General features: G+C 36.1%; 13 protein-coding genes. 2 read left to right on the forward strand and 11 right to left on the reverse strand.

Annotated features, from left to right (window positions below; genetic code table 11):
- Positions 1 to 2 precede the first annotated feature (2 nt).
- A complete protein-coding gene (locus J7574_RS12885; RefSeq protein WP_290968848.1) occupies positions 3 to 1,931 on the forward strand; it encodes an OmpA family protein in 1,929 nt (642 codons plus the stop codon).
- Between the two features lie 119 nt (positions 1,932 to 2,050).
- Here J7574_RS12885 and J7574_RS12890 read toward each other — a convergent pair whose 3' ends face one another.
- The 9 genes from J7574_RS12890 to J7574_RS12930 form a co-directional block, all read right to left on the reverse strand.
- Positions 2,051 to 2,464 carry a 3-hydroxyacyl-ACP dehydratase FabZ family protein gene (locus J7574_RS12890; RefSeq protein ID WP_290968850.1) on the reverse strand — a complete coding sequence of 138 codons (414 nt, stop codon included), beginning with the start codon at positions 2,462 to 2,464 and terminating at the stop codon, positions 2,051 to 2,053.
- A gap of 158 nt (positions 2,465 to 2,622) precedes the next feature.
- Entirely contained in the window at positions 2,623 to 3,603 is a 981-nt protein-coding gene (locus J7574_RS12895) for a glycoside hydrolase family 43 protein (RefSeq protein ID WP_290968853.1), read from the reverse strand.
- A gap of 195 nt (positions 3,604 to 3,798) precedes the next feature.
- Positions 3,799 to 4,977, reverse strand: coding sequence for an aldose epimerase family protein (locus J7574_RS12900; protein ID WP_290968855.1), 1,179 nt, complete (start codon positions 4,975 to 4,977; stop codon positions 3,799 to 3,801).
- Between the two features lie 365 nt (positions 4,978 to 5,342).
- Positions 5,343 to 6,365: a glycoside hydrolase family 43 protein gene (locus J7574_RS12905; RefSeq protein ID WP_290968858.1), complete on the reverse strand. Its 1,023-nt coding sequence runs from the start codon at positions 6,363 to 6,365 to the stop codon at positions 5,343 to 5,345.
- A gap of 264 nt (positions 6,366 to 6,629) precedes the next feature.
- Positions 6,630 to 7,661: a glycoside hydrolase family 43 protein gene (locus J7574_RS12910; protein ID WP_290968860.1), complete on the reverse strand. Its 1,032-nt coding sequence runs from the start codon at positions 7,659 to 7,661 to the stop codon at positions 6,630 to 6,632.
- Between the two features lie 332 nt (positions 7,662 to 7,993).
- The gene (locus tag J7574_RS12915) at positions 7,994 to 9,169 is read right to left on the reverse strand and encodes a cellulase family glycosylhydrolase (protein ID WP_290968863.1); all 1,176 of its coding nucleotides are present in this window, start codon (positions 9,167 to 9,169) and stop codon (positions 7,994 to 7,996) included.
- 276 nt (positions 9,170 to 9,445) lie between these two features.
- On the reverse strand, positions 9,446 to 10,969 hold the full coding sequence (locus J7574_RS12920) for a RagB/SusD family nutrient uptake outer membrane protein (protein ID WP_290968865.1): 1,524 nt from the start codon (positions 10,967 to 10,969) through the stop codon (positions 9,446 to 9,448).
- 16 nt (positions 10,970 to 10,985) lie between these two features.
- Entirely contained in the window at positions 10,986 to 13,991 is a 3,006-nt protein-coding gene (locus J7574_RS12925; protein WP_290968867.1) for a TonB-dependent receptor, read from the reverse strand.
- Positions 13,992 to 14,162: 171 nt separating this feature from the next.
- The gene (locus tag J7574_RS12930; protein ID WP_290971165.1) at positions 14,163 to 14,420 is read right to left on the reverse strand and encodes a hypothetical protein; all 258 of its coding nucleotides are present in this window, start codon (positions 14,418 to 14,420) and stop codon (positions 14,163 to 14,165) included.
- Between the two features lie 52 nt (positions 14,421 to 14,472).
- Between J7574_RS12930 and J7574_RS12935 the strand changes: the two genes are divergently transcribed.
- Positions 14,473 to 18,315: a two-component regulator propeller domain-containing protein gene (locus tag J7574_RS12935; RefSeq protein WP_367272604.1), complete on the forward strand. Its 3,843-nt coding sequence runs from the start codon at positions 14,473 to 14,475 to the stop codon at positions 18,313 to 18,315.
- Between the two features lie 85 nt (positions 18,316 to 18,400).
- Here J7574_RS12935 and J7574_RS12940 read toward each other — a convergent pair whose 3' ends face one another.
- On the reverse strand, positions 18,401 to 20,605 hold the full coding sequence (locus J7574_RS12940; RefSeq protein WP_290968869.1) for a TonB-dependent receptor plug domain-containing protein: 2,205 nt from the start codon (positions 20,603 to 20,605) through the stop codon (positions 18,401 to 18,403).
- A gap of 68 nt (positions 20,606 to 20,673) precedes the next feature.
- The gene (locus J7574_RS12945; RefSeq protein WP_290968871.1) at positions 20,674 to 21,300 is read right to left on the reverse strand and encodes a GNAT family N-acetyltransferase; all 627 of its coding nucleotides are present in this window, start codon (positions 21,298 to 21,300) and stop codon (positions 20,674 to 20,676) included.
- Positions 21,301 to 21,567 lie beyond the last annotated feature (267 nt).

Raw genomic sequence — 21,567 nt, forward strand, 5'->3', positions numbered from 1 at the left:
CTATGAAAAGAACAATTACTATACTCGTATTATTGGTTATACAGACGATTTATTCGCAGACCAAAAACAAAGCAGCCGATGCTCTTTTCGACAAAATGTATTATGTCGAAGCGGCAAAATCGTATGAGATTTCGATAAAAAATGGTGATCCTTCCAGAGAAATGCTGCAGCGTTTGGGCGACTGTTATTATTTTAATACTCAAATGGAAGAAGCCAGCAAATGGTACGGAAAACTAGTGGCCGATTATCCTAATGAAGTTCCGCCAGAATATCTGTTTCGCTATGCGCAGTCTCTGCAAGGAATTCAGAATTATGACTTGGCAAAAAAATGGATGAAAGCCTTCGCAGCAAAACAAAAAGCCACCGATGTGAGAGCGCAGAATTTTTCGCTTCAAAATGTGACCTTAGAAGACATTCAAAATATAAAGCCTTCTTTTATGCTTGAAAATTTAGAAATCAATAGCGCTTATTCCGATTTTGGCCCGATGTTTTACAAAGGCGATTTGGTATATTCTACCACTTCAGATTCCTCCTATTTCAAAACGGAAAAATATGGCTGGAACGATCAGCCTTATTTGAGCATGCAATTAGGAAAAATCAATGAAACAGGATCTAATGTTTCTTCCAAACAACGATTTGCTAAAGAAATCTCCACAAATTTTCATGAAGCCTGCGTTGCCTTTTCGCCCGACGAAAAAACCATTTATTTCACTAGAAACAATTACAATGGAAAATTGAAACGTGACAGCAAAGGCATCAATAATTTGAAAATATATACCGCCACGGCTACAGAAGGCGCAAACGGAACTGTACAATGGAAAGATGTTAAAGAAGTGCCTTTCAACAGCGATAATTACTCCGTTGGGCATCCATCAGTAAGCAAAGACGGCAAAAAGCTTTATTTCGTTTCGGATATGCCGGGAACTATTGGTTCTACCGACATCTTTGTAGTCGATATTTTAGGCGAAAACCAATATTCGAACCCTAAAAATTTAGGCGATAAAATAAACACAACAGGACGCGAAATGTTCCCGTTTATAACCAATCAAGCCATTTATTTTGCTTCCGACGGTTTCTTAGGTCTGGGCGGACTCGATGTTTTTGAAAGCAGATTAAACAACGGCGTTTTTAGTGATCCAGTCAATCTTGGAGCGCCGCTAAACAGCAATATGGATGATTTCGCTTTTATTGTAAACGAAGAGACCAACAAAGGTTTTGTGTGCTCCAATAGAAAAACAGGAAAAGGCGATGATGATATTTATTCGTTTGAACGTTTCTGCAACCAATCAATAAATGGGTATGTTTTTGATGCCATTTCCAACAATAAAATTGCAGGCGCTGTAGTAATTCTTAAAAGCCAAAATGGCGAAAAAATAGCAGAAACCGTTTCTCAAATTGACGGAAAATACGAATTTGCAAAAGCTTTAACTTGTAATACGCCTTATACGATTGAAGTTTCAAAAGACAATTTCACCAGCAATACCAAGTCGGTTATCACGCCAAATAACTCTGGAAAAACCGAAGTTCCAGTTGGTTTAGATCCAGCCTTGATTGTTCGCGAAAATGGCGTTTTAAAAATCAAAATCGGAATTATTTTCTTTGATTTAAACAAATCAGACATCCGCTATGATGCTGCAATAGAATTAAATAAAGTCGTTTTATTAATGCATCAGTACAGCACTGTGGTCATAAAAATCGAATCGCATACCGACTCCAGAGCCGATGATCAGTACAACTTAGAACTGTCCGACCGAAGAGCCAAAGCCACCAGAGATTATCTGATTTCGCAAGGCGTCGCTCCAGAGCGAATAGAAAGCGCCATTGGTTACGGAGAAACCCAATTAATCAATAATTGCTCCAACGGAGTTCCCTGCACAGAAGCACAGCACCAAATCAATCGCCGAAGCGAATTCATCATCACAAAAATGTAAAATAAAAAAGCGTCCAATAATCTAGGACGCTTTTCTTTATCTATAATCTGAAACAAGTCTTTCTTCTTTCTTCTATTTTCTTTCATCTTGCCTCTTTCATCTTTCATCTATACTCTCTCTCACTGCAGCTTCACGCAAAGCCACTCTCCTTTCATAATCAATCGATCTTCGTCAAAAGCTTCACCAGACTGTTTGATAATTTTTTCGCTTGTGCGAATGTTTTTCACCACAAATTTCACCAGTTTATTAAACTCAACACCGCCAAAAAACTCCACATTATCCAAACTTACTAAACCAAAAACGCCATCTGCGATTCCCAAAAGCTTTATTCCTGCGCCTCCACATTGTGCCATTGCCTCGATTAAAATAGTGCCAGGAACAAAATTAAAATCTGGAAAACTTCCTTGGAGCCAAGCATCTTTATCTGTAAATGTCTTTAAACCAACGATTGTTTCTGTTGTATAAGAGATAATTTCATCAACAAAGAGAAATGGAGCTCGGTGCGGAATTAAATCTTCTATTTTTTTTGTCATGATTTTTGGAATTTTCACCAATGTACGAATCTGACGCGAAATAACCAACGTTTTAAATTATATCTATGTTAATCCTTTTGCAATCTCTTCATTTACAAAACAAAAAAAAGAGACGCTTTAGCATCTCTTTTCCCGTTATTAACTCTAAAATCAGCAGTTTATTCTTTTAACAAGACAAAACTCTTCGCATTTGCTCTGATTTTATTTCCTTCAAAATCAATGTCAATTATTCCAGCTTTTCTAGGTGAAACTTCATTATTGCTGTAATGTGTATGCAGCACATATTTCATTTTTCCATTTTTATCATAAAAAACATCACCGTGTCCTACTCCATTTATTCCCAAATCCTTACGGCTTATTATCGGACTTTCAACAGCTTTCTCCCAAGGTCCGTACGGACTTTTGGCTGTGGCATACCCTACTGCATAATCTGGGTTTCTAAAATCGTTTGCCGAATAAATCATGTAATACAAACCGTTGTGCTTAAGAACCGTCGGACCTTCTGTTACTGGCCAAGGCACATTTTGTGTATTCTCCCAAGGAAGCACACCAGAAATGCATTCTTTCAGCGTTTCTTCCTTAATTCCAGATAGGTCTTCTTTCAATTCTGCTACAAAAATTCTGTTGCCATCAATCAAACGTACGTGATAAAGGTATTTTTTGCCATCCTGATCAACAAAAATGAACGGATCGATCTGTTTGCCCAAATTAAACATTGGAGCCTTAGAATCGCTTTTAAATGGCCCTAACGGACTGTCGCTTGTTGCAATTGCAATATTTTCATCGGCAGTATAAATAATTTGATACTTCCCATCGAATTTAAAAATCTGAGGTGCCCAAAAACCTTTCGTTCCAAAAGCGTCCCCTTTTTTCAGAGCCAAACCATTTTGTGCACCAACTGGACCTTTCCATTTTTTTAAATCTGAAGAAGTGTAAACTTGAAAACCTTCTCCGTTCGGAAAATTTCCTGTTGTTGTGCCATACAAATAGTAAACTCCATTTTCGTAAAAAATGGTTGGGTCTGCCAACAAAATTGGCCGATCATTTGAAGACGTTTTTTGAGCTGTTTTTTCGGGCTGAGCACAGCAGGTTACAACAAAAAACAGAGCCAATAGATTAAAATATTTATAATTTTTCATTATTAAACTTTTTATTTAGTTAAATATAATTTTTAAACTAAAAATCAAATACTTAAAAGACTGTTATAGATAAAACTTATAGCAATAATTGCGTAGATTTCATGTGAAAATTGCTTTTTTTTCACTTAAAAAAATGTCAACTATTTACATGTCAAAAACAGCTTTTCACTTCTTAAATTCTCCTCTCTTTTTTTATCACTTTTCTGTCGAAAATCGATACAAAGAAACGGTGTGATACTTCTCTCCTGCTTTCAAGGTAATTTGAGGAAATTTTGGCTGATTTGGAGCATCTGGAAAATGCTGGGTTTCAAGAGCAAATGCCGTTCTAAAATCATCTTTAGCACCTGATTTAAAGGTATTTAAACCTTGCATAAAGTTTCCGCTATAAAATTGAAGTCCAGGCTCTTCTGTATAAATATCTAAAGTAATACCTGAAACATCTCCTTTAATTGTTGCCGCATGAACAAAACCATCTTTTTTATCGGTATTCAACACATAATTGTGATCATATCCTTTTCCAAATTGCAGCTGTTGGTCTTTCGTTTCGATTCTTTCGCCTATCGTATGTTTTGAAGTAAAATCGAATGGTGTATTTTTAACCGATTTTAATTCTCCAGTCGGAATTAAACCTTCATCCACTGGCGTAAATTTATCTCCATAAATTTGCAATTCGTGATTTAAAATCGTTCCGCTTCCCTCTCCATTCAGATTGAAAAAAGCGTGATTGGTTAGATTTACAATTGTAGCTTTATCGGTTGTCGCTTCATATTCCATTTTCACCGTTTGATCGTCTGTAAGCGTATAAGTTACTTTTACTTTCAGATTTCCAGGAAAACCTTGTTCGCCATCTGGAGAAACGTATGTAAAAACCAAAGTCTTTGAATCTGTTTTCTCAGCATCCCAAACTACGTCTTGAAAACCTTTTACACCACCGTGTAAAGCATTTTTTCCATTATTTAACGGAATGTTATATTGCTTTCCCTCAAGAGTAAACTTGCCTAATGCAACTCTGTTGCCAACTCTGCCGATTGTGGCTCCAAAATAAGGTTCTGTCGAGTTTTTAAAGCCCTTTACACTGTTCATTCCGACCACTACATCGGTCTGTTTTCCACTTTTATCCGTCACCCATAAACCTACCAATCGCCCGCCGTAATTGGTAAAAGCAGCTTTTATTCCTTTGTTTTCGATCCAATACAAACTGACTTTTTTACCATCGATAATAGTGTCAAAATTTTTAGTTTCTAAAACCGTTTTTACCGAATCTGATTTGATTTCGATATTGTTTTTTAAAGTTTCATTGTCTTTTTTGGCCTCTTTACAATTGAATTGCAAAAGAGCAAGCAACAAAACTGCAGTAATTTGAATATTTTTCATCTTTTTGAGTATTTAAAAGTTTACCTGCTAGTTCAAATTGAATAAATTTTAATTTAAACACATAGAAACATAGATTTTTGTTTTTTCTGTCTAAGATTAAAGAAAAAGCAAGCTTTAACACATAGCTAGGTGTTTTATTCTTAGTGAAACGCTTTAATACGTTTCCCAAAGGTTTCTATGTGTTCAAATTCAATAAAATTTAATTCAACACATAGAAACATAGATTTTTGTTTTTTCTGTCTGAGATTAAAGAAAAGCAGGCTTTAACCATAGCTATGTGTATTATTCTTAGTGAAACGCCTTTAATACGTTCCCAAAAGCTACGTTTCTATGTGTTTAAAATAATTTCTGTTTAAAAGTTTCAATCATTTAGAAGGAATTGCCAATTTAGTTCCTTCGCTAACGGGTTCGCCCAAAACAGGAAGTCCGTTTGCGTCCCAATTGATTTTCTGCATTCTTGGAGATCTCTTGTTGCCGCAACCCTCACCTGGGTTAGAATTGGCATGATACAAGATCCAATCCTCTTTTCCGTCGGGAGATTTAAAAAACGAATTATGACCTGGAGCATAGACTTTGTTTTGCTCTGATTGCTTGAAAATTGGTTCTGGAGCTTTTTCCCAAGCCGAAGCATCTAGCAAATTATCTCCGCCTTTAAACTTCAATAATCCTAAAGCATAGAAATCGGTCCAACAGCCGCTGGCAGAAAAAACAATGAAGATTTTACCATTTCGTTCCAAAAACTGAGGCCCTTCATTCACATTCACCTGCGGTGGATTTACCTCATCGTGCAATGCGCCGTGCGTTTCCCAATCGTGAGTTGGTGCAGAAATCAGAACACGATCGCCTTCTATTTCTAGCGGATTTTTCATTTTGGCAATGTAAATATTCTGCTGTCCGTTGGTATTGCCTTCCCAACCAGCCCAAATCATGTACAATTGCTTCTTGTATTCAAAAACATTTCCGTCAATGGCCCATTTATCTGTCTTAGCCGCAATTTTGCCTTTAAACTCAAAATTTCCCTTAAATGGGTCTGATGATTTATTTTCTAAAACATACATGCGGTGTGTATTGTTATTGCCATTATCTGCGGCGAAATAGCAGTACCATTTCCCGTTGATGATATGAAACTCCGGCGCCCATATTTCAGCAGCATATTCGGTATTCTTTGGCGGAGTCCAAATCACTTTACTTTCTGCATTCTTGATATCCGAAAGATCCTTTGTTTTCCATAAAGTCAATTTATTGCCAAGTGTATTGGTGTAGTAATAATATCCTTTGTAATATGTGCTATAAGGATCTGCTCCCGATGGCAGAATTGGATTCGTGAAGGTTTTCTGCTGTGCAAAACTTAGCGTTGTGAACAGTAGCAAAATGAGGTGTTTTTTCATTTTATTATTTTTTGCTTGAAATTCTTAATACATGCAACCCTATTTAGGCGCTTATTTATGATCGTGTTACGTGGCATTTCTTAATCAAAATGAATTATCGGGTTCATCTCCACATAAACCCGATAATTACAGAACTAAACTAACTTAACTAACCATTTTTTTGTTTGATGTGAAATGTGAAATGTGAGATGCAAATAACTTTTTACCAAGACATTTCACTTTTCACATCTAACATTTCACTTCTAACATTTCACTTCTAACATTTTACTTTTTACTCAGTCCAAATTTCTTCACTAAACTGTTGTATTCTTTTTTTGAGATTGTAATCATACAACCGTGGCGTACTTTTTCTGGGAGACTATATTTGTCCCAATCAGAGAAAAAAGTGTAACCAGAGGCTTGAAACCAAGGTCCGTTTAGGTTATCGGCAATCGATAATCCGTAGGAAACTCCTGGATATTGTTCGTAATACATGTACCATATTTTGTCATCTGGAGAAGGAATCAGCATAGGCGCTTCTCTAAAGTTTGGACTGATAGATTGCTGGGGCAAAGAATAAGGTCCTAAAAGGGATTTTGATTTGGCAATTCGGATGGTTTTTCCTGTTGTCCAATACAGCGTTGGGTACGTTTCATCTTTAATCACGGCGTAGTAAGAATCTCCAACTTTGCGAATAAAGACATCAATGGTTCCCATATCCCAATCGAATAAACGTTTTGGTGTTCCTTCAAAGGTTTTTAGATCTTTAGATAAAACATACAAAGTGCGCTGGCTCGCCCAATAACGTTCGCCATCTTCTTTTGTTCCTTCGAGATGCGGCGTGTGCCATGTCATAATGAATTTTTGAGAAGGTTCATCATAATACAATTTTGGAGCGCCAATTCGCTGTAAAGCGTTTGAATAATCTGGCGTGCTTTTTAAATCTGGCGTATAATCGGCATGTTTTTTCCAAGTAATCAAATCATCCGAAACCCAGATATTGATGCTTTTGGCATCATCGCCTGTATTTCCTGCTATGTAATATTTCCCATCTGGACCTTTGCAGATATCAGGATGTCCTTTATAGTCTTCAAAAACGCGTTTTCCGTTGTTTAGATTCTCCCAATGAAGTCCGTCTAAGCTAACTGAATAATACAATCTGCCGTAATCGTTATGCGTCATGTGCGCAAAAAGATAGGCTTCGTTTTTTGGTTTTTCGTTTCCTTTTATCTGTCCCGGCGGATCGGGCTGTTGCGCATTCGCAGAAAAACCAACTAAAATTGTTGCTAGAAAAAATAAGTTTTTTAATGTTTTCATAAGCTTTTTTTTAATGTGTCAATTAGTCAATTTGATAATTAGATAATTTCTATAAATGTTTTAATTAGCTAATTTTCTAATTGTCACATTATCTTTTTTTTTGCCACTGATTAAAAGGATTAAAATGATTTTTTATCAAACGTAGCCCAAGGTTTCAACCTTGGGTACGCAACGATTTACCGCACTCCATGTACCCAAGGTTGAAACCTTGGGCTATGTTTTATGTAGCAACAGAAAAAAATCCTTTTATCCCGATAGCCATCGGGAGTGGCAAAAAGAATTTTCTAATTGCCACATTTTCTCATTATCTAATTACCAAATTGGCACATTATCTAATTTTTAGCGTTTGCCTCAGAAGTCATTTTCTTAATCAAATCTGTTTCGGCTTTGATGTATGGTGTTCCGTCTGTATGCAATATTTCGTGAAACCATACTTTTGGCTCTGCTGTATAGGTTTTAGTCCAGCTGTCCCAAGCGTATTTTGTTTGTGTTTTTCCGTCTACAAATCCCCAATTGATTACACCTACATTGTATTTTCTAGCTACAGGAAGAAATCCTTCAAAAGTGCTTCCGTTTGGTCTTGCCATGTACTCTGTACACAACAATGGTTTTCCGTAACGTTGCAATTGTTTAATCACTTTTTCGAAATCCTGAGGCGTGCTGTAATTGTGGAAAGAAATAATATCAGATTGCTCGACCTGCATTTTATGCATGGGCGCCATTTTAGCTTCGTCGCTCCAATCTCCTGTCCAAAGTCCAGAAGTTAATGGTTGAGACGGATTGCTTTCTCTAGCCCAAACAAAAACATTTTTCAAAAGAGCCAGAACCAAATCGACCTTGTTTTTAATTTCTACTTTTTCGTATGATGGTCCTGTCATGTTATCGGGTTCATTCCATACATCCCAGCCCAAAATGCGTTTGTCATCTTTGAATTTCGCCACCGTTTCCCTAACATATTTCTCTAAACGAGGATATTGTGTTTTGTCTTGCAATGCTTTTTGTCCTGGACTCTGCACCCAACCTGAATTGTGAGTATGCGGTTTTGGAGCACGCTGTTTTCCTAAAACAGGAAACGGATCCCAGCAAGAATCAAACAGAACAAAAAGGATTTTAATGTGGTGTTTATCGGCAATTCCTAAAAAAGTGTCCATTCTTTTGTAAAAACCCTCAGCATCTTGCTGGTGCAATAAATCGTGCAGATAAACACGCATTACATTCATGCCCAGATTTTCTGCCCAACCCAATTCCTGATCAATTCTTTTTGGGTCAAATGTATCTTCCTGCCACATCTCTAACTGATTTATAGCGGTGCTAGGATAATAATTTGCTCCTACTAACCAAGGTTGTTCTGCGTACCAATTATTGGCTTGCTCTTTGGTCCAGATTTCTCTTTTCTCTACAGAGGTGGTTTCACTTTTCTTTTCTTCAAGATTACTTTTTTTATCGTTGCAGCTAAGCAATACGAGTCCTGCTAACATCAATGTTAGACACAATTTTACTTTCTTCATTTCAATTTTATTTTTTTGAACGATTGTTCTTTATAAAGAGGGAATCAGAATCATCTGATTCCCAAAAATCAATTTTAAATCATTGGACGAAATTGTTTTTTACAATTCTAATTCATTAATTAAATCAATTCAAATCTGCATTAATCTGTAGCAATCTGCGTGAAAAAAAAGATATAAAAAGGCATTTCACGCAGATTTTAAAAGATTTTAGCAGATCATTTTAGATTTTATTTGCTGAATGAAATTATTTTATTCCATTTCACCCGATGTATAATTTTAATATCCAGAGTTCTGTTCTAAATTTGGATTATTATCTACATCACTTTGCGGAATTGGCATTCTATGATTTTTACCTACCTTAAAGTTCTTAAAATCAGGATCACGAAGCGCAATCTTATCAACTGAAGCTTGCGTATTTAAATCTCCCCAACGTTTCAGATCTTCCCAACGAACACTTTCTCCGCATAACTCTAAAACTCTTTCCATTTTTAAACGCTCTAAGAATTTATCATGATCGCTTCCAATTTCAGGATGTGCTATTGCTAGCGGGTTCATATTGGCACGAGCTCTTACCATATCTACATATTGGTATGCTGCTGTCGTACTTCCCAATTCGTTTAAAACCTCAGCATAGCGCAATAAAATATCCGCATAACGAACCAATCTGTAGTTTACCTGATTGTAGTAATCTTCGTTGTTTCTGTAATAATCGCGGCTTCCTTTTCTAAACCAAGCTTCATTGTTGTTCCATTCCCAATTTCTGCCGTAGGTTTTGTCTCCAAAATCAGCCAGTAATTGAGGGTAGAATAAAGTCCATCGTAACCTTTCATCCAGTTTTCCGTCTTTATTGTTTTCCTGTTTAAAGGCATCAACTAACCAAATGCGAGCCTGCCCGTCTGACCAGCCAATTCCTCTTGGCGCAAAAAACTGAGAACGGTTGCTAGAAACTGCCGCATTTTGTGCCTCATCTGTTCCTCCTTTTCTTTGATCGCCAAATTGGATTTCAAATACAGATTCTTTATTATTTTCGTTTGTATCTGTAAAATTGTCTCTGTAATTAGCCACCAGACTGTACTTGGCTCCTGCTCCAGAAATCAAATACTCTAATGCCGTTTTTGCTTCTGGCCATTTGTGCTGTTGCATGTAAACTTTGGCAAGAAAAGCTTTTGCTGCGCCTTTATCTGGTCTTCCTAACTGATCTGACGACCAATCTCTTGGCAAGTCTTCAAAAGCTTCATTCAAATCTTTTTCAACTTGAGCCCAGATTTCATCTACCTTTTTCTGCTGTGGTAAAGCTTGTGGTGTAGACGGTTCTAAAACCAACGGAATATCTTCCCAAATTACAGCGGCATAGTAATAGTGCAATGCTCTGAAAAATTTAGCCTGAGCTATAATTTTCTTTTTATCGTCTTCGTTTTGAAAAGCAATATTCGGAACATTGGCCAAAACCTGATTGCATCTAAAGATCGCTTTGTAGGTATCTCTCCAGGTTACGGCATTTCCTTCCCAAAAATTGTAATTGATATAATTGAATCTCGTCCAATCGGCCAATTCGGTCCACGGACTCACGCTATAACCTTCATCAGAAGTTAGGTCTAGGCGAAAATAAATCCATCTTGCCCACAATCCGTCTTTGTAAAACATGGCATAAATCGAGTTTACGCCTGCTTGTGCATCACTTTCCGTTTTCCAATATTGGTCTACTGTTATATCGTTTGGGCTGTTCAAGTCCAATTCGTTTTCACAAGCCGTAAAAACAAGACCTAGAAAAGCTGCTGTTATAATTATTATTTTTTTCATTACGCTGTTTTTTTAATTAAAAGCTAAACTCTACACCTAAAGAATAAGTTCTAAGGTTCGGAAATGCACCATTATCTACACCTCTTTCAAAAATATTATTGTTTGTAAACTCCGGATCCAATCCTTGGTATTTAGTAATCGTAATAATATTCTGTGCCGATAAGGTCAATCTTGCTCTTGAAATGCCAGAACCTTGTAACACATTTTGCGGAAAACTATATCCGAATCCGATGTATTTCAATCTGATGAAGTTGCCGCTCTCTAAGAAACGGTCGGTATCTCCTCTTGAATTTAAAGTTGATCCTTTTGTAACTCGAGGAAAATCAGTGTTTGGATTTTCTGGCGTCCAAGGCTGTATCCCTTTTCTGTAGTTGCTATTGTCATCAAAACGATCTACAACACTTCTAAATCCGTCATACACCATTGCTCCGTTTGAAGCGATCCAGTTCATCGAAAAATCAAAACCTTTGTATTCAGCACCTGCGTTGAAACCCATTTCAAATTCTGGCCACGGACTTCCAACAACAGCTTTGTCTTCGTTTGTAATTTGTCCGTCTCCATTATTGTCTTTAAAACGAATATCTCCAGGAACAGCATTTGGCATAATCACTTTTCCATTTGCATTTTTGTAATTGTCAATTTCCTGCTGATTTTGAAACAAACCGTCTGTCTGCAAAACATACCACATTCCTACTGGCATACCTGCTCTTGTAACGGTATTTCCAGAGTAATTTTCATTTTGTCCGTTACCTAAAGAAACCAGCTTGTTTTTTATTTTGGTGAAGTTTACAGAAGCATTAAACGAGAAGTCGTTGATTTTTTTGCTGTAAGCCAATTCCAACTCAAAACCTTTATTTTCTACCGTTGCGGCATTAGAAATTGGATTTCCTCCATCGTTTCCTGTAGTCAATAAAATTGGGAAACCAAATAATACATCTTCAGTACGAGCGATGAAATAATCGGCTGTAAATCGCAAATCGTTGTTTAAAACTCCTAAATCTACTCCTATGTTGGTTTGTTTTAATTTTTCCCAACGCAATTCTGCATTTGATAATTTTACTTGCGCTGCAGAAGGATATAAAGTCTGGTCTTTTCCTAATACAATCTGTCCAAAATTATTTACGAAGCTTTTGTATTCGTAATTTCCAATGTTTCCAGAACCTAATTCACCATAACTTGCTCTTAATTTTAAGTCTTTAATGAACTCTGATTTAAAGAAAGATTCATTGCTGATTCTCCAACCTGCAGAAAGAGAAGGGAAATTGCCCCATTTGTTGGCATCGCTGAATTTTGAAGATCCGTCACGTCTTAAAACGGCATTAAATAAATAACGATTATCATAATTGTACTCTAATCGTCCTAAGTATGAGGTTAAAGCCGCCTCATTGATGAAACCACCCACGACTGGCGAATCTCCTTGATTTAAAACTTCATAATATTCTCCCGTTCCAGAATTCATCGGAAGATTTCTCTTTGTACCGTAAATCTGGTTGTAATTGTCTTTTTGATACGTCTGACCTACTAAAAGTGTAATATCGTGTTTGCCAAATGCTTTTTTGAAAGTCAATGTATTTTCGAACAATAAAGTCTCTGATCTTCCTTTGTTTTGATCTGTTTGAGAAGGATCTTGCGGTTGGTTTAAAGTCCAGCTTCCTTTTTTTCTCATGAATTTATACGAATCAAAACTGGTTTCATATCCAAAATTGAAACGGTATTTCAACCATGGCACAAATTTTAATTCTGACCAAATGTTTCCTCTAATTCTAAAGTTTTCATTGGTAGTATTCGCAAAATCAGCAATTGCCAGAGGGTTTGTACCAAAAGTATCGGCAACACCTTGTTTTCCGTAGCCGTATCCGCCTGGATTAGAAGCGTCGTAAAGCGGAATTGTCGGTGTCATTCGGTACACATCAATAATTGGGTTTCCAGACATTTCATCGGTTTTAGAATTACTGATTGCCAAGTTTTCTCCAATGCTGAAAATTCCTTTTGTACCGCTAGAGTTTACTCTGAATGAAATTCTGTCGAAATCGGTTCCTACAACCGTTCCTTCATTTCCAAAATAATTTCCAGACATAAAGAAACTCGAATTCTCATTTCCTCCAGAAAAACTAGCATTATAATCCTGAATCATTCCTGTTCTAAAAACCGCATCTTGCCAGTCTGTATCTACCGCCATATTCAATTTTTGTCTCGGAAGTCCAGCATTATCGTATGCCATATTGTTGTATTTGGCAAACTCTTCGGTTCCCATTAAATCGTAACGAGGCATCGTTGTAAAACTGCTTTTCGCCGATACTTCAACCTGAAGCGGACCTTTTTTACCTTTTTTAGTCGTAATAATGATTACACCATTTGCCGCTCTAGAACCGTAGATCGCTGCTGCAGAAGCATCTTTTAAAACCTGAATCGATTCAATATCATTTGGGTTAAAGTCTCTGTTTGCAGAAGTTACTAAACCGTCAATTACGTACAAAGGATTTGTATTTTGAAGATTTTTAAGCCCTCGAATTTCCACATTGGCTTCTTGTCCAGGACGTCCGCCTCCGCGAACTTTAACTCCTGTAACTAAACCTTGAAGTCCGTCTGCCACTGTGGTTACTTGTCTTTTCTGAATTTCGTCTGGTTTAACTAAAGCAACAGCTCCTGTAAGGTCTTTTTTCTGTTGCGATCCATAACCTACCACCACTATTTCGTCCAGTTTCATAGCATCTTCTGCCATGGTAGCATTTATAGCGGTTTTGCCATTGATGGCAACTTCTATTGTTTTATAACCTTGCGAGCTAAAAACTAAGGTCTGATTTGCTCCAGCTGCAATTTTGTAGCTCCCGTCAAAATCGGTAACGGCACCATTTTGGGTTCCTTTTATCAAAACATTCGCAAAAGGAACTGCTTGTCCGTCTGCGGTAGTCACTTTACCCGTTACAGTGATCTGTTGGGCAAAAGCGGACTGCAGTAATAAACTAAAGAAAACCAAGAGGTAATATCTCTTCGTTAAAAAGTGAGTGAACTTTGTTTTCATTGATTTTTGCATTTTAGATAGTTTTATTTCTTTTTGTGGTTTGGTTTAATGAAATATTGAATTTTTTAATCGTCCGGAACGCGGACAAAAAAAGAACTAATATTCTTTGGTTGTAATAAATTGTTCATTTTGTTTCAAAATTATTAATGGTTGGTTTTTTCAAACATATTTTTATTGATAGCTTATTTTTAGACTTAAAATTTTATCAATATCATTTATTTGAAAATCCAAAGTAGGCGCTTTTAATTCAAAATAAAATGCTTCTTTTGTGTCAATATCTCTCTCAAATGATTCAAATTGTGGCAAAAACAGTCCGTTTTCATTCGGTTGCAACATTTCGTAGAATATTGAGACGATTTGCAGAAATCTTGATTTTAGCTTTAAAAACACAACCATGCGTAAATTCTTTCTTTTTTTATGTTGCAGCATTTTTTCGATACATTTTTCGAATGCGCAAGACTATTATTTTAAACATTTTCAGGTGGAAGAAGGACTTTCAAACAATACCGTTTTGACCTCCATACAAGATGATGACGGTTTTATGTGGTTTGGAACCAAAGATGGTTTAAACCGTTTTGACGGCTATCGTTTTAAAACCTATAGAAGCAACGGAGATCCGATTCATAGTTTAGGAAGCAATTATATTCAGTCTTTACATGAGCACAATGGCACTATTTGGGTCGGAACCGATAAAGGTTTGTATCATTATGACAAAAAGCTGGATCGTTTTACCATTTTGAACGAAGCGATAAATGATCGTATCAATGACATCAATCACGACCAAAAAGACAACATTTGGTTTGTTTCTGGCAACATTTTGTATAAGTATGCACCAAAAAAGAAAGAAACAACCACTTTTAACCCCAATAAATATTTTGTTACAACCTCGATTACGAAAGATTATAAAGGAGAAATTTGGGCTTCTTCTCTAAATAAAATCTATCATTATTCGGAAGAAAACCTTTCTTTTGAAAATATTCCGTTAAATGCGCCAGCGAATAAAGCCAATTTTAGAATCACCGTTATTTATGCCGTAGACCAGCAGAATATTGTAATTGGTACACAAGATCACGGCGTACTCTTATATAATAGGAAAGATAAAACGACAAGCGAACTGCAATTTGGCATTAAAGAACCTGTTTTTGTGCGCCAGTTTAGAAAAAAAGGAAACGACGAACTTTGGATTGCCAGCGAATCTGGAGTTTATGTGTATAATTTAAAAACCAAAACGGCTGTAAATCTTAAAAAAAATTACAACGATCCATACGCGATTTCAGACAATGCGGCTTACTCAATTACAATTGATAAGGAAAATGGAATTTGGATTGGAACGTATTTTGGCGGTGTCAATTACCATCAGAAACAATATACACAGTTTAAAAAATATTTTCCGAAGAACAATCAAAACTCCATTAGCGGAAGCGCGGTTAGAGAAATTCATAAAGACGACCATGGCGATTTATGGATTGGAACAGAAGATGCCGGCCTAAATCGCTTTAATCCGAAAACGCAGCAATTTACTTCTTACAATGTTTCGTATTATAACATTCATGCTTTAATGCCTAGAAAAGACAAAATTTGGGTAGGGACTTTTGAACACGGTTTGGATGTTTTGGATCGAAATTCGGGTGCTATTCTAAAGCATTATAGTGCCAATGATGGAAAAAGCGGACTGCATAGCAATTTTATTTTTTCTTTTTATGAAATGAAAAATAATGACCTTATTGTCGTTACCACATTGGGACTTTATCGCTACAACGAACAAGCAGATAACTTCGAAATATTGAAATTCTTTCCAGAAACGTATCATTATACGAATATGAAAGAAGATAGCGACGGAAACCTTTGGGCAGGAAGTTACCGCGACGGATTGCTGTTTTATAATCCGAAAACCAAGAAAAAAGAGGTTTTTACGTATGATTATAAAAATCCGAAAGGCATTAGCAATAATACCATAAATGCCATTTTTGAAGATTCTTCGAGAAACTTATGGGTAGCAACAGAAAACGGTTTAAATCTGGTTAACCGACAAAACCATACTTTTACCAAATTCACGACTAAAAACGGAATGCCGAGCAATGTTTTCTATTCCATTCTAGAAGATGATTCAAAAAATCTGTGGCTAACGACTTCTAAAGGTTTGGTAAAATTTGGTTCAGATCATAAAAGCATCAAGATTTTTACCACGGCAAACGGACTGTTGAGCGATCAGTTCAACTACAATTCGGCTTTTAAAGATACAAACGGCGATATGTATTTTGGAAACCTGAACGGAATGATCAGTTTTAATCCGAAACATTTCAGCAAGAATAAATACACGCCTTTTATTTACATTACCAATCTTCAGATTAATAATAAAGATATCGAGGTAAACAGCCCCGACTCGCCTATTTCACAATCTATTTCTTTTCTGAACGAACTGGAATTGAACAACAGCCAATCGTCTTTTAATCTCGAATTTGCATCTTTAAATTATACCGCACCCGAATTGACGGAATATTGGTATCAATTGGAAAATGTAAATAACGATTGGGTTTATTTGGGAAGAAACAACAAAGTTTTCTTTACCGAATTGGCACCAGGCGATTATGTATTTAAAGTAAAATCACTCAATAGTTTTGGAGTTTGGAGCAAAGAGGTAAAACTCAAAATACGAATTCTTCCGCCGTGGTATGCGAGCACTTATGCGTATTTACTCTATTTCGCATTGATTTGCAGTGGTTTTTACTACATCATTCGTTATTCTCAAAATCTAACTCAGATCAAGAATAACCGTAAAATCAAACATTTGAATGATGAAAAAGAGAAAGAAATCTATCAGGCAAAAATTGACTTTTTTACAAATGTAGCGCACGAAATCAGAACTCCGCTAACTTTAATTAAAGGTCCGCTGGAAAAGCTTTTGGGAATGAAATACGAATCGGAAGAAGTGCCGCAGCATCTTTCGATTATGAAGAAAAATACTTCTCGTTTATTGAAGTTGGTAAACGAATTGCTCGATTTTAGAAAATCAGAGATTGGCGGATTGAAATTGACTTTCGTTGAAGCGAATATTTCATCGATGGTTCGAAATTTTCATTTGAGATTTAGCCAATTAATCGAAGAACGCGAACTGGAATTTGATTTGGAGTTAGGCGAAAAAGACATCCATGCCTTTGTAGACAAAGAAGCTTTCAAGAAGATTCTCAGCAATTTGATCAATAACGCGATTAAATATTCGAACAAAAAAGTCTCTATTTCTCTTTTTAGAGATGAAAAGAAACTGACTTTGATGGTGAAAAATGATGGAAATGTGATTCCGATTCATTTAAAAGACAAGATTTTTGAACCTTTTTTCAGGGTCGATGACAGTAGTACCGCATCGGGAACAGGAATCGGACTTTCGCTTGCGCATTCATTAGCGCAATTACATAACGGAAGTTTAGATTTGGTTGCCGATCCGAATTACAATATTTTCGAATTGGTTGTTCCGTTGCATCAAGAAGAAGAATTTATGCTTTACGCGGATTCTGAAAAAGAACAAACAGAAAATGAAAGGCCAAAAGAACCTGCTGAAATTAAAAACGAAAAAGCGCAGATTTTGGTTGTAGAAGACAATGAAGATCTTTTGAGTTTTATTACAACCGAATTGGCTACAACTTATACCATATTAAAAGCAGAAAATGGCGAAGAAGCACTAAAAATCATTCATAACGAAAATATTCAGCTCGTGATTTCTGATGTGACCATGCCAATTATGGACGGAATTACGATGTGTAAAAAGATTAAAACAAATCTAGAAACGAGCAATATTCCTGTGATTTTACTGACGGCGAAAAACTCTTTAAAATCTCAAATCGACGGACTTGAAGTGGGTGCTGATGCTTATGTGGCAAAACCTTTTTCTATGGATTATCTAAAAGTGCAAGCCAATAATTTGATTGAAAACCGAAGACAAATCATGAATTATTATGCAAGTTCTCCACTTTCGCACATTAAAAGTATTGCTCACAATAAAACAGACGAAAAGTTCCTGAAAAAACTCGACGATGAAATTCTTAAAAATATAACCGATCAGGATCTAAGTGTAGAATCGCTCGCTGAAATCATGAACATGAGCCGTTCGACTTTGTACCGAAAAATTAAAGATATTACAAATTTGAGTCCGAACGAATTAATCAATATTGTACGATTAAAAAGAGCTGCAGAATTATTATTAAACGAAAACTATAAAATGTACGAAATCGCAGAAATGGTAGGCTATAAATCGCAAACCAGTTTTGGCAGAAATTTCCAAAAACACTTTAATATGTCACCGACAGACTACATCAACGCGAACCGATAATTAATTAGAGAATGTGTCAATTAGATAATTAGTCAATTACTATCATTATCTAATTATCTAATTGGCACATTGACTAATTATCAAACTACCAAGTATATTTCAAGATCAATCTGGCGTTAAACGGCGTTCCGGCTGTAAAATGGATTTCTTCAACAGGATCGGTTTCATTTGCTAATCTTGATTCGGTTAAGAATTGGGTTTCTTTCCATTTCGTATTGAAAATGTTGTCGATGTTTACTCCAATCGAGACTTTCTTAATCTGATAATTCACAGAGAAATCAGTTATACAATATCCTTTTGCTACAACCGAATTGTCTTCATTTGCTGGTCGGTCTCCTAAGAAACGAGTTCTTAAACTCCCCGAAAACCCTTTGAGATCTTTTACTGAAATTCCGTTTGCTAAAGTATTTTTCGGAGCGAGAGGCAGATAATCGTTTCCTTTTGGTTCGTCTATTGCTCTTGCATGCGTGAAAGTATAATCGGTGTTCCAAAACAGCCAATTGGTTAATTGGTATCTAAAACCAAAATCAAATCCTTTTCTTTCTGTTTTACCGCTTGGTTCTACAATGGCTTCGTCTCCAACATACACAAATTCCTGAGCCAAATACAAATACCAGATTGCCGAATTAATAATCATTCTTGGAAATGGTTTCCAATTGATTCCTAAATCTGCTCCGTACGTTTCTGGAAGGATTTTTTCTCCTTTCTGCGCCACTACTACTCGAGTGTCGTTACTGTGAAATCCTTTACCTAGTTTAAGGAAATAATTCAGCTTGTCGTTTTGCGTGTACAAAAAGTTTAGTTTCGGACTCACAATTGCTTTTGTCTGCGTCTGGTTAGTATAGGTTGCCGCCAATTGATCTTCGTACCCAAATTTGAAATAATCCAAACGCAAACCTGCATTTACAAGCCATTTTCCAGATGTAAAATCAAGACTGGAATACGTAAATAAATTGGTCTGGTTTACAGTTCCTAAACTCAAATAATCTAGAACCGTTTTTCTGTTTAGCGTATGCGATAATTCTACATCCTTATTATGATCATTTCTTAAACCTGCTCCAAGCTTAAAACGCCATTTTTCATTCCATTTCTGATCGTATTCTGACTGAAAACCAACAATAGTTCTGTTTTCTTTCTGTTTAATTTGATCTCCGTTTACAGGATCGTTTAAGAAAAAAGTAAAGTTAGAATACAATTCAAAATCATATTTGCTTAAATAAGCCGTGTTTCTTATGTGGGTGTTTTCGTCAATTTTAGCATCATACTGCAAATTGAAATTAGTTCGGTCTGTATTTCCACCTTCATTTGAGTCAATAGCTCCATAATGCGATATACTTCCATCGTTTACAGCACGATCCGGAATTTGTCCGCTCGCGTCCCACTGGCTTTTGAAGTGTGAAACCGAAAGAGCCAAACGATCTCCATTCTCCATTTTGGCGCTATATTTTCCAAATAGATTAATTCGGTTAAAATTTTGAGGTGCATCGAAATAACCATCTGTCATCATATATTCTCCTGCAAAATAAGCCGACTGGTTTTCTTTATTCAATAAATTAAACATGGCAACGGTGCGAAAAGTATCAAATTGTCCGCCTTCAAAAGAAATAGAGCTGTTTTGCAAAGCATTTTTGGTATTAAAACCAACATATCCAGCCGTTGTAAAATCTCCTTTGTCGGCAAAATAAGCTCCTTTGTCAAAATCGATATTGTCAACCGTTTCTGGAATCACAAAATGAAGATCAGAATAACCTTGTCCGTGAGCGTGCGAAACCATATTTACAGGCATTCCGTCTACGGTAATATTAATATCTGTTCCATGGTCGCAGTCAAAACCTCTTAAAAAGATTTGCTCTGCTTTTCCTCCACCCGCATGCTGACCGATGAAAAGCCCCGGAACTTTTCGAAGCAAGTCTTGAGAGTTCGAAATGGGCTGAATTTCAAAATCAATTTTAGAAATCGTATTTAAATATTTAAGATTGTTGCTAATTTTAACTTCTTCCAGCAGAAACGGCTTTTCTTCTAATGAAATGCTTAAAAAGTCTAAAGAAGCAACTTTAATCTTTTGTGATGCAAAGCCTTTTTTCGTAATCAGCAAACTGTCATTTACCTGTACTCCTTCAATCGTAAATTTTCCGTTTGCATCAGTATGGGCATGTGTTTTTGAGGTTAGATCACGAATTAATGCTTCAGATAAAGATTTTCCTGCTGCATCATTTACAACACCATTTACAGATTGAGCGCTAATAGAAAAAGAAAAAATAAAAAGGATAACTGCGTATAAATGCTTCATTGCTATTTTGGTAACTTTATGGATAATTTGAGCGCAAAAATAGCATAAAAAAGCTTTTTTCGGCTTATTTACCGAGATTCTGAATCAGCATCCCTATTTTTCTTCGGATCATATAACATAGCAGTACACAAACAGTTTTTTCTTTCTTTGCTTAATAAAATTGGGCAATTGACACAGCTCTTACAGTTTTCCCAAAAAAGCTCATCATTTGTCAATTCAGAATAAGTAACGGGTTCAAAACCGAGTTCGTGATTCATTTTCATTACAGCAAGACCCGTGGTTAGACTAAATATTTGTGCTTCTGGGTATTTTTTACGGCTCAGTTCGAAGATTTTTGTTTTAATTTTTTTTGCCAATCCAGTATGTCTAAACTTAGGAGAAACAATCAATCCTGAATTAGAAACATAACGATTGTTTTCCCATGAAGATATAAAAGCAAAACCAGCCCATTTTCCATCGGGTGCAAATGCAATAACGGCTTCACCTTCTCTTATCTTTTTTGCCAGCATTTCAGGAGGCCGGCCCGAAATACCCGTTCCGCGTGCTTTGGCTGATAATAAAGTTTCTTCGCAGATTTCATTCAGATATAAAATATGTTTTGCTGTTGTTTCTATTATAACGAAATCATAGGATTCAATCCTATTTTCATTAGAAGAAAAAATAGCTGTATCACCAGCATGCGCCATAGTTTTCATGACCTAAACTATTTTAGCGATTATCATAACAGTGATAAAAAGAACAACCGTAAATACCATTAAATTAACGAATCGATCTTTATTTCTTCTCGATTTATTTGAAAAATAAGCTTTTGTGATTTCTTTACTTCTGTTTTTATTCGTTTTCATGTTCTTAAATGTTTTAAATTAAAATTAGGCTGATAGCTTACCATATTCTTTATTGGTAAAAACAAAACGCATGCCATTAGTACTAAAACGACTATAAATTGCTCACTATAAAACAAC

The sequence above is a fragment of the Flavobacterium sp. genome (genome assembly GCF_017744675.1).
Lineage (GTDB): Bacteria > Bacteroidota > Bacteroidia > Flavobacteriales > Flavobacteriaceae > Flavobacterium.

Bases quoted from the DNA above. Each gene is read 5' to 3' on its own strand.
- J7574_RS12885 (WP_290968848.1), top strand. From the start codon at position 3: ATGAAAAGAACAATTACTATACTCGTATTATTGGTTATACAGACGATT.
- J7574_RS12890 (WP_290968850.1), bottom strand. From the start codon at position 2,464: ATGACAAAAAAAATAGAAGATTTAATTCCGCACCGAGCTCCATTTCTC.
- J7574_RS12895 (WP_290968853.1), bottom strand. From the start codon at position 3,603: ATGAAAAATTATAAATATTTTAATCTATTGGCTCTGTTTTTTGTTGTA.
- J7574_RS12900 (WP_290968855.1), bottom strand. From the start codon at position 4,977: ATGAAAAATATTCAAATTACTGCAGTTTTGTTGCTTGCTCTTTTGCAA.
- J7574_RS12905 (WP_290968858.1), bottom strand. From the start codon at position 6,365: ATGAAAAAACACCTCATTTTGCTACTGTTCACAACGCTAAGTTTTGCA.
- J7574_RS12910 (WP_290968860.1), bottom strand. From the start codon at position 7,661: ATGAAAACATTAAAAAACTTATTTTTTCTAGCAACAATTTTAGTTGGT.
- J7574_RS12915 (WP_290968863.1), bottom strand. From the start codon at position 9,169: ATGAAGAAAGTAAAATTGTGTCTAACATTGATGTTAGCAGGACTCGTA.
- J7574_RS12920 (WP_290968865.1), bottom strand. From the start codon at position 10,969: ATGAAAAAAATAATAATTATAACAGCAGCTTTTCTAGGTCTTGTTTTT.
- J7574_RS12925 (WP_290968867.1), bottom strand. From the start codon at position 13,991: ATGAAAACAAAGTTCACTCACTTTTTAACGAAGAGATATTACCTCTTG.
- J7574_RS12930 (WP_290971165.1), bottom strand. From the start codon at position 14,420: ATGCTGCAACATAAAAAAAGAAAGAATTTACGCATGGTTGTGTTTTTA.
- J7574_RS12940 (WP_290968869.1), bottom strand. From the start codon at position 20,605: ATGAAGCATTTATACGCAGTTATCCTTTTTATTTTTTCTTTTTCTATT.
- J7574_RS12945 (WP_290968871.1), bottom strand. From the start codon at position 21,300: ATGAAAACTATGGCGCATGCTGGTGATACAGCTATTTTTTCTTCTAAT.